Annotated in this window: 12 protein-coding genes and 1 pseudogene; all 13 read right to left on the bottom strand. The window is 60.3% G+C overall.

Features of this window, described 5'->3' with window-relative positions; translation table 11 throughout:
- Positions 1 to 6: 6 nt before the first annotated feature.
- The 13 genes and pseudogenes from ACRC4F_RS29530 to glnE all read right to left on the bottom strand — a co-directional run bounded on the left by ACRC4F_RS29530 (position 7) and on the right by glnE (position 15,717).
- Entirely contained in the window at positions 7 to 903 is an 897-nt protein-coding gene (locus tag ACRC4F_RS29530; RefSeq protein ID WP_438662470.1) for an antimicrobial resistance protein Mig-14, read from the bottom strand.
- Positions 903 to 2,033: a glycosyltransferase gene (locus ACRC4F_RS29525; protein WP_438662469.1), complete on the bottom strand. Its 1,131-nt coding sequence runs from the start codon at positions 2,031 to 2,033 to the stop codon at positions 903 to 905. Before ACRC4F_RS29525 ends, ACRC4F_RS29530 begins: the two co-directional genes overlap by 1 nt.
- Positions 2,017 to 3,774 (bottom strand): carbamoyltransferase family protein, encoded by a 1,758-nt coding sequence (locus tag ACRC4F_RS29520; RefSeq protein ID WP_438662468.1) that lies wholly within the window; start codon positions 3,772 to 3,774, stop codon positions 2,017 to 2,019. Before ACRC4F_RS29520 ends, ACRC4F_RS29525 begins: the two co-directional genes overlap by 17 nt.
- Positions 3,775 to 4,002: 228 nt before the next feature.
- Positions 4,003 to 4,881, bottom strand: a pseudogene (locus ACRC4F_RS29515) (DUF3800 domain-containing protein).
- Between the two features lie 72 nt (positions 4,882 to 4,953).
- Positions 4,954 to 5,289: a YceK/YidQ family lipoprotein gene (locus ACRC4F_RS29510; protein WP_438662467.1), complete on the bottom strand. Its 336-nt coding sequence runs from the start codon at positions 5,287 to 5,289 to the stop codon at positions 4,954 to 4,956.
- Positions 5,290 to 5,512: 223 nt separating this feature from the next.
- Entirely contained in the window at positions 5,513 to 6,964 is a 1,452-nt protein-coding gene (locus tag ACRC4F_RS29505) for a lipopolysaccharide kinase InaA family protein (RefSeq protein WP_438662466.1), read from the bottom strand.
- Positions 6,964 to 7,716, bottom strand: a complete 753-nt coding sequence (locus ACRC4F_RS29500) for a lipopolysaccharide kinase InaA family protein (protein WP_438662465.1) — start codon at positions 7,714 to 7,716, stop codon at positions 6,964 to 6,966. Before ACRC4F_RS29500 ends, ACRC4F_RS29505 begins: the two co-directional genes overlap by 1 nt.
- Positions 7,713 to 8,447, bottom strand: a complete 735-nt coding sequence (locus ACRC4F_RS29495) for a lipopolysaccharide kinase InaA family protein (RefSeq protein WP_438662464.1) — start codon at positions 8,445 to 8,447, stop codon at positions 7,713 to 7,715. The genes ACRC4F_RS29500 and ACRC4F_RS29495 overlap by 4 nt, the downstream gene beginning before the upstream one ends.
- On the bottom strand, positions 8,447 to 9,253 hold the full coding sequence (gene rfaP / locus ACRC4F_RS29490) for a lipopolysaccharide core heptose(I) kinase RfaP (RefSeq protein ID WP_438662463.1): 807 nt from the start codon (positions 9,251 to 9,253) through the stop codon (positions 8,447 to 8,449). The genes ACRC4F_RS29495 and rfaP overlap by 1 nt, the downstream gene beginning before the upstream one ends.
- On the bottom strand, positions 9,253 to 10,374 hold the full coding sequence (locus tag ACRC4F_RS29485; protein WP_438662462.1) for a glycosyltransferase family 4 protein: 1,122 nt from the start codon (positions 10,372 to 10,374) through the stop codon (positions 9,253 to 9,255). The genes rfaP and ACRC4F_RS29485 overlap by 1 nt, the downstream gene beginning before the upstream one ends.
- A complete protein-coding gene (waaC, locus tag ACRC4F_RS29480) occupies positions 10,374 to 11,435 on the bottom strand; it encodes a lipopolysaccharide heptosyltransferase I (RefSeq protein ID WP_438662461.1) in 1,062 nt (353 codons plus the stop codon). The genes ACRC4F_RS29485 and waaC overlap by 1 nt, the downstream gene beginning before the upstream one ends.
- A 1-nt stretch (position 11,436) precedes the next feature.
- Positions 11,437 to 12,471, bottom strand: a complete 1,035-nt coding sequence (gene waaF / locus ACRC4F_RS29475) for a lipopolysaccharide heptosyltransferase II (protein ID WP_438662460.1) — start codon at positions 12,469 to 12,471, stop codon at positions 11,437 to 11,439.
- Between the two features lie 306 nt (positions 12,472 to 12,777).
- Positions 12,778 to 15,717, bottom strand: coding sequence for a bifunctional [glutamate--ammonia ligase]-adenylyl-L-tyrosine phosphorylase/[glutamate--ammonia-ligase] adenylyltransferase (gene glnE / locus ACRC4F_RS29470; RefSeq protein ID WP_438662459.1), 2,940 nt, complete (start codon positions 15,715 to 15,717; stop codon positions 12,778 to 12,780).
- Positions 15,718 to 15,917: the final 200 nt, after the last annotated feature.

The raw sequence follows: 15,917 nt of genomic DNA, 5'->3' as shown, positions 1-15,917 counted from the left end.
GCTCACTCACACGGTGAAGACCGGCACAGGATTGCACCAGCGGTCCTTGTATTCCCGGTCGGCGCGGCCGAAGGAAAACCGCAAGGGTTTACCAAGGGCCCGTGCATGCTCCCAGGCACTTTGGGTGTTGAGGAAACTCAGCACGCTACCGGGGCTGAACTCACGTGTTTCGGGATCGACGCCGCCGTTGATGTACTCGACGCTGATCCACTCCGGTGCCTCGACGCGGTACACCAGTTGAATCGCAATCGGTGCATCGTTGAGGAAAATCACCGAGCCGATCAGCAAGTCCCGCAGCAGCTCGATGACCTCTGCCATGCGTTCGGCACCGGTGGCCGGGAAGCCCCAGCGACGCTGGAACAGATCGCAGTAGATTGCGGCCAGTTCGCTGCTGGAAAACTCCGCGACCGGCCGCACCACTCCGCCCGCCTCTTCCAGCAGACGCAATTCACGGCGCTGGTTGTAGCGAAACTTCTTCGACAACTCTTCGGGCGTGCGGGCCATGGCCAGTTGTTCGGTCTGCAGCTTGATGTCGGTGAAACGGCCTTCGCTCAGCGCCGACAGATATCGACCGCGATGGCGCAGTGGCGCTTGTGCATCAGCAGCAGCCGGCAAAATCAACTCGGCATTGCCGAGGTCGAACAAGCCCTTCTTACCGCGGCGCTTGAGTACGTCTTTGGACAATGCCAGGTCGCGGCCCCAAGTCGGGATGGCGGCTTTCACCTCACCGCCTTGCTCCCAGGCCAGGTAACGCACCGGGATCCCGGCCAACTGCGCCAGGCGTTCAACCACCAGAGGATGTGTCGCGACGCTGCCGCCAAAACGCTGCCAGGCTTGTGCATAAGTCGAGGCGTCGACCACCGCCCAGCCACGTTCGCGCCAGCCTTGAAATCGGTTGAGCATCAGCCCCTCTGTGCCAGTTCTGTAACGTGCGGCAAATGCCAGAAAGCATCGCGTACCGCGCGGTCGGAGAAACGCTCACGCAGGCGTTCGAGCATCAGCTCGGCACACTGGCGACGTTGCTGGTCGTCCATCGCGGCCAGATGTTGCAGCCCTTGGGCCAAATGTTCGGCATCGCCCAGCGGAAACAGAATGCCCACGCCTTCGACGACTTCCTTCGCCCCACCGCATGCGGTGGCGAGCAACGGCACGCCAGCGGCCATGGCTTCCAGCAGCACCATGCCGAAGGGCTCGTGATCAGAACTCAGGGCAAACACATCGAAGGCACGGAAGTAGCGACGGGCATCCGGCACTTGGCCGAGAAACAGCACGCGATTGCCGATTCCCAGTTCGCGGGCCAGGCCCTTGAGGTCCTCTTCCAGACGACCGCTACCGAGAATCACCAGTTGGCTGTTGGCCGGCAAGCCCGGCAGTGCCTCGGCGAAACCCTGCAGCAGCGTGGTCTGGTCTTTGTCCGGGTGCAGCCGCCCGACATTGCCGACAATCCAGGCATCCGCCGACAGGCCGAGGGTTTCCCGGGCTTCGCGCACCGATACCTGGCTGGTCTGCAACGCTGGTACATCGACGCGGTTGTAGAGCGTCTGAATCCGCCCGGCCGGCCACTTCGGCAGGCAACGGCGCATGTCGTCACGCACCGCATCGGAGACCCCGAGAAGGCTCAGGCGCTTGCGGAAAATATGCGCGAAGAGTTTGCGAGTCCCGCGTTTGTAATCGTCAAACGCGTGATGCACACCGATCACCGGCAGCGAGGTGCCGAGCAAGGCGATATAGATCGGCTTGAATCGGTGAGCAATGCAGAAACTGAAGTTGCGCGAGGCGGCGATCTTGCGCAGATCGCCGATGGCGCCCAGCTTCAGGCCACGAATGGCCTTGGAGCTGTATTCCATGAACAGCACTTCATCGGAAGCGCAGTTCGCGGCCACTTCGCTATCGGCGGCCCCGGTCAAAAAGACCGTGGTCACGCGATAGCCAGTCCCCGCGAACAGGCTGGCGTACTGCCGGGCGCAGTCCAGGAACGGCCCGTCATAGCCGTGGCAGAACTGCAGCACATGGCGTTCAGCCGAGCGTGTCATAAGCGTTGGCGCCCTCTTTGACCACCAGGATGTCTTCCATGATCAGATACTGTAGATCCGATCCGAAGAACATGTTCAGTGCGTCGGTCGGCGAGCAGATCATCGGCTCGCCACGACGGTTGAGCGAGGTGTTCAGCGACACGCCGTTGCCGGTCAGCACTTCCAGCGCCTTCATCATGTCGTAGTAGCGCGGGTTGTATTCGCGCTTGAGCACCTGGGCCCGGGAAGTACCGTCTTCGTGGACGACTTCCGGCACGCGGGTTTTCCACTCTTCCGCCACTTCGAAAGTGAAGGTCATGAACGGCGCCGGGTGATCGATCTTGATCATCTGCGGTGCGACGGTGTCGAGCATCGACGGGCAGAAAGGCCTCCAGCGCTCGCGGAACTTGATCTGGTGGTTGATCCGGTCAGCCACGCCGACAGCGCTTGGGCAACCGATGATCGAACGACCGCCCAAGGCACGCGGACCGAACTCCATGCGCCCCTGGAACCAGGCCACCGGGTTGCCATCGACCATGATTTTGGCGATGTTTTCCGGCATGTTCTCTAGCTTGCGCCATGCCGGCTTGCTCGGGTGACGGGCGCACGCAGCGATGACGTCCTCGTTGCTGTACGACGGGCCGAGGTAGACGTGTTCCATCTTCTCGACCGGTACGCCACGGGCGTGAGACACATAGGCCGCCGCACCGACCGCCGTACCGGCATCGCCGGACGCAGGCTGCACGAACAGTTCTTTTACGTCATCGCGGGCGATGATTTTCTGGTTGAGCTTGACGTTCAACGCACAGCCGCCGGCGTATGCCAGCTTGCCGGTTTCCTTGAGCACGTCGCCCAAATAGTGGTCGATCATCTGCAGCGAGATTTTTTCGAACAGCGCTTGAATGCTCGCCGCGTAGTGAATGTACGGCTCGTCGGCGATATCGCCTTCGCGCTTCGGACCCAGCCACTCGATCAGCTTCGGCGAGAAGTAGTAGCCTTTGCCCTTCTCTTTATAACGACGCAGGCCGATGACGTTGGCGTAGTCGGTGTTGATCACCAACTCGCCGTTTTCGAACGAAGCCAGGCGCGAGAAATCATATTTGCTGGCGTCGCCGTACGGCGCCATGCCCATGACCTTGAACTCACCGTCGAGCATATCGAAACCGAGGAACTCGGTGATCGCGCCGTACAGGCCGCCGAGGGAGTCCGGGTCGAAGAATTCCTTGATCTTGTGGATCTTGCCGTTTTCGCCGTAACCGAAGAAGGTCGTGGCGTACTCACCCTTGCCGTCGATCCCGAGGATCGCGGTTTTCTCTTTGAAACCGGAACAGTGGTAAGCACTGGAGGCGTGGGCCAGGTGATGCTCGACGGGTTCGATCTTGATTTTCTTCGGATCGAAGCCCAGTTGCTCGAGGCACCAGACAATCTTGTTGCGATAACGCTTGTAACGACGGTTGCCCATCAGGATCGCGTCGAGGGCGCGGTCCGGGGCGTACCAGTAACGCTTGGCGTACTGCCACCGAGCCTTGCCGAACAGGCTGATCGGGGCGAATGGGATCGCGACCACGTCAACGTCGGACGGCTTGATGCCCGCCTGCTCGAGGCAGAACTTCGCCGATTCATAAGGCATGCGGTTCTTTGCATGTTTATCGCGCACAAAGCGCTCTTCTTCAGCCGCCGCGACCAGCTTGCCGTCGATGTACAAGGCTGCGGAAGGATCATGGCTAAGGGCGCCGGACAGGCCAAGAATCGTCAATGCCACAGGGGTCTAGCCTCTTTAGTCTGCATGCAGGCGACAAGCGCCTCAAAAATTGATGTGCCCCTCGCAAGGGGCGAGAGACAGCTAAAGGGCGGGATTATAGCTTAAAAGCGGCGGCAAGCCTCTAGCGGGAAGTGGCAAGCTGGCGCGTTGACAGATGAAGGACCCCGACATAAACTCCTGCGCAAATGGACTGGGGGATCCCGGTCGGCGTTCTGGCCTCGGTGAGTTTCATCGGGGCTTTTCGCTTTCTGAAAGAGGAAAAATTTTCAAACCCCAGTTTTCGAAACCCTCCCCCACATTTTCGCGACCACCACTGCAGTAGAACTTACGCTTGAGCACGTCAAAGGCACGATTTTCTTGCCCTGACCGTAAAACGCTCATACCAATGGGTCTTGCTACAAGATCCGCTAGCTGTAACCCCGTGGAATTCACTTGCTTGGTTGCAAAGACGATGTCGAACGGCAACTGAATGCTCAGCCGGTTCGCGCCATCACACATCCGACGAAACTCCAGTTCAAGCTCGTTATCCTCCCTTTTTCCGCGACGCTCGAAAATCACATGAGTCAACGCACTCTGCTGATTCTTTTCCTGTAGAAACTCATAAAGCGTTTCCAGGCAGAAGCCGAGGGCGACGTGATAAGGATTGTGAACAGGACCTTGTTTTTCGCGAAGAGCGGCTTTGTCGATAACACAACTGATTAGCACGAAATTGCTTGCGTTAATGATGGCCGTCAACTCTTCCAGAAAGGCGTGTTTGTGATGCCTGGATGTGAACAGGCTAGAGAACGCTCCTTTTTCTTTCCGGATTTCCAAATCATGCAGACCGACCAGGTCGTGCCCCATATGATTGAACTTAAACTTCTGAATGGCAGGGATAACCTTCTCGCAATAATGCCTTTTATGAAATACACAAAATGCGAGCACAAACATTGGATAGTTTGGATCTAACGTTTGCATCCCATGATCGCCGCTTTCATCCACCTAAATTATGAAATCGCTATACCTCCCGGACGGAGGTAAGAGCTTCTTCGCCTCAACATTTGCTTCGAATTCACTTTCGTTTTCAAAAAGAAAAAACTGTTGAGAGGGCAAAGTCGGGGTCGACACTGATCAAGTCTTCCTTATTTTTTTGAGCCAGGTGCGTTTGGTGCAGCACTGACACGCCGGAATACAAAAGCGTTACCCACGGCCTGCCCGCCAGTAAATACCGAGATTGCCGTCGCTGGCCTGGCGGTAAATCGTGTAGGGCAAGGAAACGGTGTCCATGACCCCCGACAGGGTCAGGTCCAGCAATACGAAGGGGACGAGGAAGCCGGTGGGATCAGGCGGGGCATTCAGGATGCAGAAGTCGTAGGCCAGGCCGCTGTAGATGCGGGGGATGGACTGGCAGTAGGTTTTTTGCTTTCGCAGGCCGCGAGCGGCGTCTTCGTCATCTTGCAGCACCGTCAGTGCGGTGCCGCAGCCTGATAAAACCAGTGAGAAAGTACCAATCGCAACAACCGTTTTTATGGTCAAGATTTGCCCTCCGTGAACGTCAGGCAAACTAGCATCGCGGCTATTCAGGGCACAGTTCATGGGGTCTGTGGATCATGTAGGACGATTCACAAGAACTTGTCCTCTTAATCTCGGGTGTCTGTTCTGGCCCCATCGCGAGCAGGCTCGCTCCTACATTTGATCTGCGGTGAACACCGAACCACTGTGGGAGCGAGCCTGCTCGCGATAGGGTCGAAGACCCGATTCAGGCGACGCCAGAGATGTCTTTGGGAAGCCGCTGATCGATGACCTGATACAGCGCACTGCTCTCAGGCCAGTTACGCATGAACCGCGCCCGGTCCCGCGCATACGCCGGGGCAAAGCTGCCCACAGAGCCATGCTGACACATCGAATCCAGGTCGATCAGCGCCCAGCGATCCTGCTGCCAGAACAGGTTGTGCCCCTTGAAATCCCCATGGCTGATGCGTTCGCGGATCAGTTCGGCAAACAAATGATCCAGCGCCACCAATTCAACTTCGGGCGCATCGCCACGTTCCACGTATGGCGCAAAGCGCTCGATGATATCCGGACCCGGCAGATACTCGGTTACCAGGTACGCCCGGCTGCGCAACCACAGAAAACGCTTCTCCAGCAACGCCAAGGGTTTGGGCGTGGCGATGCCGAGGAACTCCAGGCGATTGCCTTCGCGCCACGAGTGCCAGGCACGACTCGGGCGCCAGAAGCGTTTGAGCCAGTGCGCAAAACCTTTGATGTTGTAGCGCTTGATCACCAGCGTCCGACCATCAACCTCGACTTTTCCTACGCTCGCCGCGCCGCCGGTCTTATACAGATGACCCTGATCGAGCAAGGTATCGGCCTGGTCCAGCACGGGCATCATTGCCGCTTCTTCCTCACGACGAATAGCCCGCAGGCCAAACGCCCCGCGCTGAACGCTGAACAACGAACACTCGCGGCCAACCTTGATCAGGTAATCCTTCAAACGCCAGCTACGAACCTTGTCGATCTGCTTCTGCAACGCTTCCATCGGCAACGCGTGTTCGCCATTGCTCAGCAGGTAATACACCAGCAATTCTTCGGTGAACGGCTCCAGCGTCTTGGGCAACTGGGCGAAAAATACGCCGAGGTTTTCCAGGACCTTCTGCCGTGACAGCGGCTGACCCGGCGTTTCAGCGCAAACCCCGCCGCCATCGATCAGGTACAACCGACCGCGCTGACGCAAGAGGTTGTCCAGGTGCAGGTCTTCCTGCCAGAGCCCCTTGCGATGCATCTGGCCAATAGCGCCCAACGCCTCTGCAAGCACGGCCCCTTGCATATCCGCCAGCACCGGCAAGTGTTCGACTTGTTTCCAGGTCTGCCCCAGGCTTTCGGCGCCTTCGAGGAAGTCGAACAACAGCCAGCCACCCTCACCCTCTTTCAGGCCATCCACCAGCAGTTGCGGCGTGGTCAGCCCCTGATCGGCGAGCAAACGCACACCGTCCAGTTCACGCTGGAAATGCCGCGCCGCCTTGCTGCCGACCAACAATTTGGCCAGTACCGGGCGGCCGCGCCATACGCCCGCGCCGACATAACGCTGTCCCGGCAAAACCCGCAACAGACTCAATAGCTGCAAATCGGCGGGACCGGCAGCATCGGCCAGCGAAATGCTCATCGGCAGGCTCGGGCTGCGACCGGCGTTTTTCAGTTCAGACAAACGCATCAGCGCGTCTCCTTGCGACTGCGCCGCGCGGTCAGGCGCGAAACCCAGCTGTCCACCAGCGAACTGTCCCGTGGCTGGTCCACATAGACCGCCAGCAACTCGCGCAACTGCGCTTCAGTCCACTCCGGCGCGCGACGCAACAACGGCTCCAGGTCCTTGATCCGGTCACGCTGACCGAACAGCAACGGTCGGGTTTTTTCCAGGTCGATCAACTGCGCCTTATAACCGTCGCCCGTGGCCTGCAGAAAAATGTGTTTGGGGTAGAAACACCCGTGAAGCTGGCGCACGCCGTGCAGACGCCGCGCCAGTTCGCCACAGGCTTTCATAATGGCTACGTGCTGCGCCTCACTCAGGTCCGACCAGCGTTGCAACAGCGAATCCAGGTCATCCCAACCGTCCAGCGCGCGCGTCAGCAGAACCGCCCGCACCTCCCCGTCGACTTTGCGCTCACCAAAAAACGCCGCCTGCAGCGCCGGAATACCCAGCTTCTGATAACGACTGATGTTGCGAAACTCGCGGGCAAAACTCGGTTCGCCCAACGGCGCATGGAAGGTGCGCGTCAGGTAGTTGCTCTGGCGCTTGAGGTAGTAGCCATGACCTTCCAGATCCAGCCGAAACACGCTGCTCCAGCCGCCACCGACGGTGTTGGGTTCATCCACCGCGTCGAGCTGCTTGGCCCAGAGCGCATCGAACGTGCCGAGACCATGGCGCTCAAGCAGCGCACGGTCTTCAGCGGCCAGAAAATCAGTCATTCGCGTCCCTCGAAAAATCTCACCACGTGCCGGATGCGTTTTTTGTCGTCGGCATTCAGCCGGTCACGCTGGCGGTATTGCAGGTAAAAGCGCAGACGCTGGGTCGCCGACAGGTGATATTTCGCCACCTTGTCGAGGCAGGCCAGGTCCTTGGTGATCCGGTACTTGAGCCAGAAGCCGCGCCAGAAATCGCCGTTTGGGCAATCGATCAAAAACAGCTTGGCCTCATCGTCGATCAGCAGGTTGCGCCACTTCAAATCGTTATGGGTGAAACGGTGGTCGTGCATGGTCCGGGTGTAGCCGGCCAACTGACGGCTGACGGTGTCGACCCAGGCGCGATCCGTCAACTTCGGATCGTGCCGGTCGGCCAGGGCCGACAAGTCTTCGGTGTTGGGCAGTTCACGGGTGATCATCGCACCACGGGCGTACGCCGCACCGCGCCGCTCCAGGCCCCAGGCGACGACTTCAGCGGTGGGAATGCCCCACTTGGCGAAGCGCTTGAGGTTCTGCCATTCGGCTTTTACCCGAGGCTTGCCCAGATAACGGCGCAGGCCTTTGCCGGCGCCACTGTAGCGCTTGACGTAATAATTGACGCCGTTGCGCTTGACGCGGATCACCTCGGACAACGGGTCGCGGGTCAGGCGTTCGCCTTGAAGCGAGAACACCGCTTCCAGGCTGCCAAAATCCTGCGCCAGATCGCTGTAAGCAGGTTCCAGTCTCCAACCCGGCATCAGAGCGCATCCCCGTATCGCTGTTTACGGTCGTAGAGTTTGTTGGCCTTGCCTTCGAGCCAGGCGAGCAATCCGGCTTCCTCGCCCAGAATCTGGCGCAAAGGCCGCTGGAAGTAACCCTTGAGGAATCGCAGTTTGTCGCGCTTGGTCAGGCCGATGTCGAGTGCCGAAAAGTACAGCGCCGCCAGATCCTTGTTGCGCCAGCGCTGAGTGATCGTCGATCGGGTCTGGGCGCGGTGCAGGTCGATCACCGAGAGCTTGAAGTCGTCGACGGTCACCGGTTTATCGGTGTGCAGCAGGAAGTGGCAGATGTAGCAATCGCGATGGTTGACCCCGGCGCGGTGCATCATGCCGGTCATGCGTGCGACTTCGGCGATCAGGGCGCGCTTGAGCCGGGGCTCGGGCGGATTCTTGATCCAGTCGATGCTGAAGTCTTCAAGGCTGACGGTGGGCGCCAGCTCTTCGGTGACGATAAACGAATGCTGATCCGCCGGATTGCTGCCCTTCTCACCGTAAGCGACCGCCGTCATGGTCGGTACGCCGACTTCTTTCAGGCGCTGAATGGCCTTCCACTCCTGGCCCGCGCCGAGTACCGGCAGCTTGGCCGTCAGCAGGTTCTTGAAGATCTCGCCCCAGCCGATGCCACGGTGGATCTTCACAAAAAAACCATTGCCGTTCACTTCAGTGCGCAAGGTGCGGCGCGCTTCCAGTTCACGGTAAACCTCGCCCTGCAAGCCTTCGACTTCGGTGAACGCATCGCGTCCGGCCCAAAGGCTCTTGAACGGTTCAGCCAGCATCAACTTCATTAAGCGTGCTCCGCCAGAATCACATCGGCCGCGTGCTGCGGCATGCTGTAGAGGTCGGCCGTCTCAGCGAAGGCCAGACCGTTGCGGCTCCAGGCCGCCCGTGCTTGAGCGTCGTTCAACATGCCGGTCAGGTACTGGGTCAGTTGCGCCTGATCGAACGGTTCGTCCAACACCAGGCCAGCGTCGGCCTCGGCGATGTAATGGGCGTAACCACAGACTGCGCTGACCAATACCGGCAACCCGGCCACCAGGGCTTCAAGCAGCACCGTCCCGGTGTTTTCGTTATACGCCGGATGGATCAACAGGTCGGCACCCAGCAGGAAACGCGGGATATCGCTGCGCCCCTTGAGGAACGTCACGTTGTCGCCGAGCCCCAACGTGGCGCTCTGCATCTGGAATAATTTGGGGTCGTCCTGGCCAATTACAAACAGCCGGGTGCGTTTCTTCAGATCGGCGGGCAACGCGGCCAGCGCCTTGAGGCTGCGATCCACGCCCTTGGTCTTAAACCCGGAACCGATCTGTACCAGCAGCAGCTCGTCGTCTTTCAGGTCGAATTCGCGACGAAAATCCGCACGAATCTCGGCAGCATTGGCCGGCGCGCGACGGTCCTGAGAGATACCCGGCGGCAGCAAATGGAAGCGCTCCAGCGGCGTGTCGTAATGCTTGATGAACAGCGGCTGCTGGACCTCGGAGATCATCAGCACCTCCGTCTTGGCGTCCTTGGCAAACACCGCGCGCTCGAACTCGGCGAAGTGCCGGTAGCGACCCCAGCGACGGTACAGCGAGTTGCGCAGGTTCTGCGCCTTGTCTTCGAAGCAGCCGTCGGCAGCGTAGTAAACGTCCAGGCCCGGCATCTTGTTGAAACCGATAAGGCGGTCCACAGGACGCTTGGCCAGGTCCGCTTCCATCCATTCACTGAGCTTCTCGTTGCGCCGATGATTGAAGAACGCCTTGACCGGCGCCACCAGCACTTCGAAACCCGGCGGGACATCGCCTTCCCAGATCAGCGTGTAGACGCGAATCTGATGGCCGCGCTGCTGGCATTCCAGGGCGATGCGCATGAAGTCGCGCTGCAAGCCCCCGAATGGAAAGTACTTGTACAAGACGAATGCCAATTGCATCAGCGAAGCTCCTCAGCCAGTAACAACGTGCTCAGTCGGGTCGCGACACGCTCGGGATTCAGACGCGTGAAGCACAGAGGCCACTCGCGTTTCAGGTCGAACTGACGGGCATCTTCGGCCGTCGGTTGATAGGTGCATTTCTTTTGCAGGCACGGCGCGCAAGGGAAGTCGCTGGCAATGTGAATCTGCGCCTTGCCGTAGGCGCCGGTCAGGCCCGGGTTGGTCGGGCCGAACAGCGACAGGGTCGGCACGTCGAGTGCGGCGGCCAGATGACCGAGACCGGTGTCCACGGCCACGCAGGCTTGAGCGCCGGCCAGAACCTTGCCGACACCGGCCAGGTTCAGTTTGGGCAGCACTTCGACATGCCTGAACCCTGCGGCAATGCGTTCGGCGCGGGCTTTTTCGATGGGATTGCCCCACGGCAGCTTCACGCCGACGCCGAGATAGCCAACGCGCTCGGCCAGCTCACGCCAATAGGCTTCCGGCCAGTGTTTGGTGTCCCACGTGGTGCCGTGCAGGAACAGCACGTACGGATTCTTGCGCGGCAATTCCACCAGGCGTTCGACGTTCAGGCCGTAATCGCCCAGGCCTTTGGGCAAGTCGTAGCCGAGTGCCAGGGCGAACAATTGGCGGACCCGCTCTACCGCGTGCTGCCCACGGCCGACCGCCAGACGACGGGAATAGAAACGTGCAGCGATGGGTTCGCGCGCCGAATCCTTGTCGAGTCCGGCGACCGGCGCTTTGACATAGCGCGTCAACCAGGCGCTCTTCAGCAGGCCCTGAGCATCAATCACCAGATCGTATTTCGAGGCGCGAACGCTTTGCTTGAAACGCTTCCACTCGCCACTTTTAATGGTTTGCCAGATGTTCTTGCGCCAGCGACGGATCGCCACCGGAATCACCTTGCCCACAGCCGGGTGCCAGGTCGGGATTTCGGCGAAGCCTTCTTCCACCACCCAGTCGAACGTGATGCCGGGAATCGCACGCGCCGCGTCGGTCAACGCTGGCAATGCGTGAATCACATCGCCCAGCGAAGAAGTCTTGATCAACAGAACGCGCAAACTATTTGACCTCGACCACTGTGCCCTGCAATCGCTGCAAGGCTTCGTTCACCGCTTGCGGCATGAGCTGGCGCAGGCAGTTGTAATGACCGAAGCGGCAGGTGCGATCAAAGCAGGGGCTGCATTCGATGCCCAGGCGCACGATCTCGACGTGCTCGGCCAAGGGTGGCGTGAAGCCAGGCGAGGTCGAGCCGTAAACTGCCACCAACGGGCGGTTCAGCGCGGCGGCAACGTGCATCAGGCCGGAGTCGTTGGACACTACCGAATCGGCGCAGGACATCAAGTCGATGGCTTCGGCCAGTGAGGTGCCGCCGCTGAGGTTGACCGATTCTTCACGCAAACCGGGAATCAGCCGCGCGCGGATGTCTTCGCCGACCGCGTGATCGTTTTTCGAACCGAACAGCCAGACTTGCCAGCCTTCGCGAATCTTCGCCTCGGCGACCTTGGCGTAGTGCTCGGACGGCCAGCGTTTGGATTCGCCGAACTCGGCACCGGGGCACAGGGCCAACACCGGACGGTCGAGGGTCAGACCGAATTTGGCCAGCGCCGCTTCGCGGGTGACCGGGTCGATCTGCAGGCTTGGCCGTGGATACGGCTTCGGCAGCTCGGCATCGCGCTCATAAGCCAGCGCCATGAAGCGCTCGATCATCAGCGGGTAACGTTCTTTGTCCAGCGTGCGCACGTCATTGAGCAGGCCGTAGCGGAACTCGCCACGCCAGCCAGTGCGTTTCGGGATGCCGGCGAAGAACGGCACCAGCGCCGACTTCAAGGAGTTAGGCAGCAGGATCGCCTGGTCGTACTGGCCGGCCAGGGATTTGCCGATGCGCCGACGGGTCGCCAGCTCGAGGGCACCGTGGCCGAGCGGAAAGCTCAAGGCCTGACGGACTTCGGGCATGCGCTCCAGGATCGGCCGACTCCACTCGGGAGCCAGGACGTCGATTTCGCATTGCGGGTGGCGTTGCTTGAGACACTGAAACAGTGTCTGCGCCATCACCATGTCACCGACCCAACTGGGCCCAACGATCAGAATTTTCATGTGGTTTCCATAAACGAACCGGGGAGGCATACGCCTCCCCGCCTCGAGAATCACTGCGGGAGCCTGCCGGCTTGCGATGGGTCATCACCTTCAACATTGCTGTCGACTGTCACTCCGCTATCGCGAGCAGGCTCGCTCCCACATTGGGATTTGGTGTACATCGATCTGCGAAACAATGCAGATCTACTGTGGGAGTGAGCCTGCTCGCGATGGCGGCGTGACAGTCAGCATAAATGTTGTATGTGACGGCCTCATCGCGGGCAAGCCCGCTCCCACAGGGGTATTCGGTGCTTCAAATATCCGGTTTCAGCTTAGCCCCAGCTCGCGCCAGATCCGCAATACCTGCCGCCGTTCGTCCGCGAACTGATCGCCCGGTATCACCCCGGCGTCCTTCTGCAAGGCCTGCCGGTGCGCGGCGGAGCGGTAGGCTTTATAGGCCTCGCGCAACAGGCTGGCGTCTTCGGCGGGCATCAACCCTTCGTGTTCCAGCTCTTCCAGAATGCGGATGTTGTCCGTCCAGCGCAGCAATGGCGGGTGTGTTTCGGACCACGCCAGGGCCGCGTATTGCACCATAAATTCAATATCGACGATACCTCCGGCGTCCTGCTTGAGATCGAACGGCGCCGTGGCCTCAAAGGCATTTGCCGCGGTGCCGGCCGCGGTGCTCTTGCTGCCGAGGTTATCGCGCATCTTGGCGCGCATCTCGCTGACCTCCTGGCGCAAGGTCGCCAGGTCGCGCGACTTGCCCAAAATCGCCGCGCGGACCTTCTCGAAGGCTTGACCGACATCCTGGCTGCCGACCAGCACCCGCGCTCGCACCAGCGCCTGATGTTCCCAGGTCCAGGCTTCGTTTTCCTGATAGCGGGCAAATGCCCCCACCGAACTCACCAGCAACCCCGAGGCACCGGAAGGTCGCAGGCGCATATCAACTTCATACAGCTGGCCGGAGTTGGTCTGGGTGGTAATCAAATGAATGATCCGCTGCCCCAAACGGGTGAAAAATTGCGCGCCGTCGATGGGTTTCGCCCCGTCGGTTTCCGCCTGCGGATCACCGTCATGGATGAACACCAGGTCCAGGTCCGAACCATGCCCCAGTTCCAGCCCGCCGACTTTCCCATAACCGACAATGATGAAGCCCGGATCGCACAAAGTGCCGTCGGTGCGCAGTGGCGTGCCGTACTTGGCCACGGTCTGGCGCCAAGCCAGCGCCAGCACTTGCGCGAGGATCGCTTCAGCCAGCCAGGTCAGGTAATCGCTGACTTTCATCAACGGCAGGCTGCCGGCGATTTCCGAAGCGGCGACCCGCAAGCGGTGCGCCAGTTTGAAATGGCGCAGGGCTTCCATTTGCTGTTCGAGGTCGTCCTCGGGAATCCGCGTCAGGCGCTCGCGCAACTCGGCGGCCAATTCCGGTGCCAGCGGCGGCTTGAACAGTCGGCCTTCGTTGAGCAATTCGTCGAGCAGCAGCGGGAAGCGGGTGATCTGCTCAGCGATCCACGGGCTTGCCGCACACAATGTCAGCAAACGTCGCAGCGCGCCGGGGTTCTCGGTCAGCAACACCAGATACGCGGAGCGACGGGCCACCGCCTCCACCAACGGCAGCACGCGCTCCAGCACCAGATCCGGGTCGGCATGTTCGACAGCCTGAGCCAGCAACCGCGGAATAAACGCATCGAGGCGCTCGCGCCCCAAGCGTTGCATCGCGCGCAATTGCGGGCTGCTGCGCAAACCGGCCAACGCCTTCAAGGCCTTGGTTGCATCGGCAAAACCGCCCTCTTCCAGCTGACGGCAAGCGGCTTCTTCGTCCTGGGCCTCTTCCCACAGCGGCAGCCACTCACCGCCGACCACCACTTCGCTTTCTGTGCCTTGCTCTTCATCGGGATCGGCAATCACCTGACCGAAGTGCCAGGCCACGCGGCCGCGCCAATACATCAGCTGCTCATGGAAAGCTTCCCAGTCAGCGAAGCCCAACATGAAGGCAATACGCGCCTGATCCTGCGCGCCATCCGGCAGCATTTGGGTCTGGCGGTCGGCAATCGCCTGGATCGCGTGCTCGGTGTACCGCAGGAATTCGTAGCCTTCGCGCAACTCGCTGACCACCGCCGGCGGCAGGTAACCCTGACCTTCCAGTGTGCTCAGTACTTTTAATAGAGGTCGTTGCTGCAGGCTCAGGTCGCGACCACCGTGAATCAGCTGGAAGGCCTGGGCGATAAATTCCACTTCGCGGATGCCGCCGGAGCCAAGCTTGATATTGTCGGCCATGCCCTTGCGCCGCACTTCCTGCTGGATCAGCTGCTTCATGGTGCGCAGCGCTTCGATCGCCGAGAAATCCAGGTAACGCCGGTAAACAAACGGGCGCAGCATCTCTTGCAGTTGCGCGCCGGCCACTTGATCGCCGGCCACCACTCGCGACTTGATCATCGCGTAGCGTTCCCAGTCGCGGCCCTGGTCCTGGTAATACTGTTCCAGCGCGTTGAAGCTCAGCACCAAAGCACCGGCCGAGCCGTATGGCCGCAGGCGCATGTCGACGCGGAACACAAAACCGTCGACGGTCATCGGGTCCAGCGCCTTGATCAGGCGCTGGCCGAGCCGGATGAAAAATTCCTGGTTATCCAGCGAGCGTTTCACGCCGACGGTTTCGCCGCCTTCGGGATAGGCAAAGATCAGGTCGATGTCCGACGACAGGTTGAGCTCCACCGCGCCGAGCTTGCCCATGCCGAGGATGACCATTTGCTGCGGCTCGCCGCTGCGCCGGCCGGTCGGCACGCCGAACTGCTGGCAATGCCGCGCGTACAACCACTGATAGGCCTGATCGATGCTCGCATCGGCCATGTCCGAGAGGTCGCGGCAGGTCTGGATCAGATCCGCCTGACGGGTCAGGTCACGCCAGATGATCCGCACTTGATGACGGGTGCGCTGACGGCGCAAGGCGCGACCGAGCTCATCATCGGTTTCGGCCGCATTCACCGCCGCCGCAATCTGCCCGCACAGCTCGCCGGGCGCAAAGCTGCGATCCAGTTCGCCGGACTGCACCAGCGTCAGCAACATCAAAGGGTCACGCACACATTGCTCAGTCACGAAGTCGCTGGCGGCGGTAACGCGGGCGAATTGCGCCCAACGTTCAGGCGTCCAGGCAGACAGGCCATAGTCGTCTTCCAACTCGTCGACGGCGGCGCGCAACGACTGCTCGGCGCGGGTGACAAACGGCAGGAGAATGCCGGGCAGTTCGGCAAGCGCAGGGAGGCTCATGGTCTATCCTTGATCGGCGTGTAGAGGGCGGCATGTAGTGAATTTTCAAATCGCACTACGTGATCGACTGTCGAACAAAGGTTAGAAATAGCTGAAATTTCTTTATTTTTGGCAGACAGCATCAAGCTTTCACCTTTTTCGGTTGGCAAAAGACCAACCTTAACGATTATTCTCACAACGCAGCCGGAGGCCACAAGCCG

The organism is Pseudomonas sp., from assembly GCF_051660785.1.
GTDB lineage: Bacteria > Pseudomonadota > Gammaproteobacteria > Pseudomonadales > Pseudomonadaceae > Aquipseudomonas.
The sequence above is the reverse complement of the archived record's forward strand: the minus strand, read 5'-3'. Positions and strand labels throughout refer to the sequence as shown.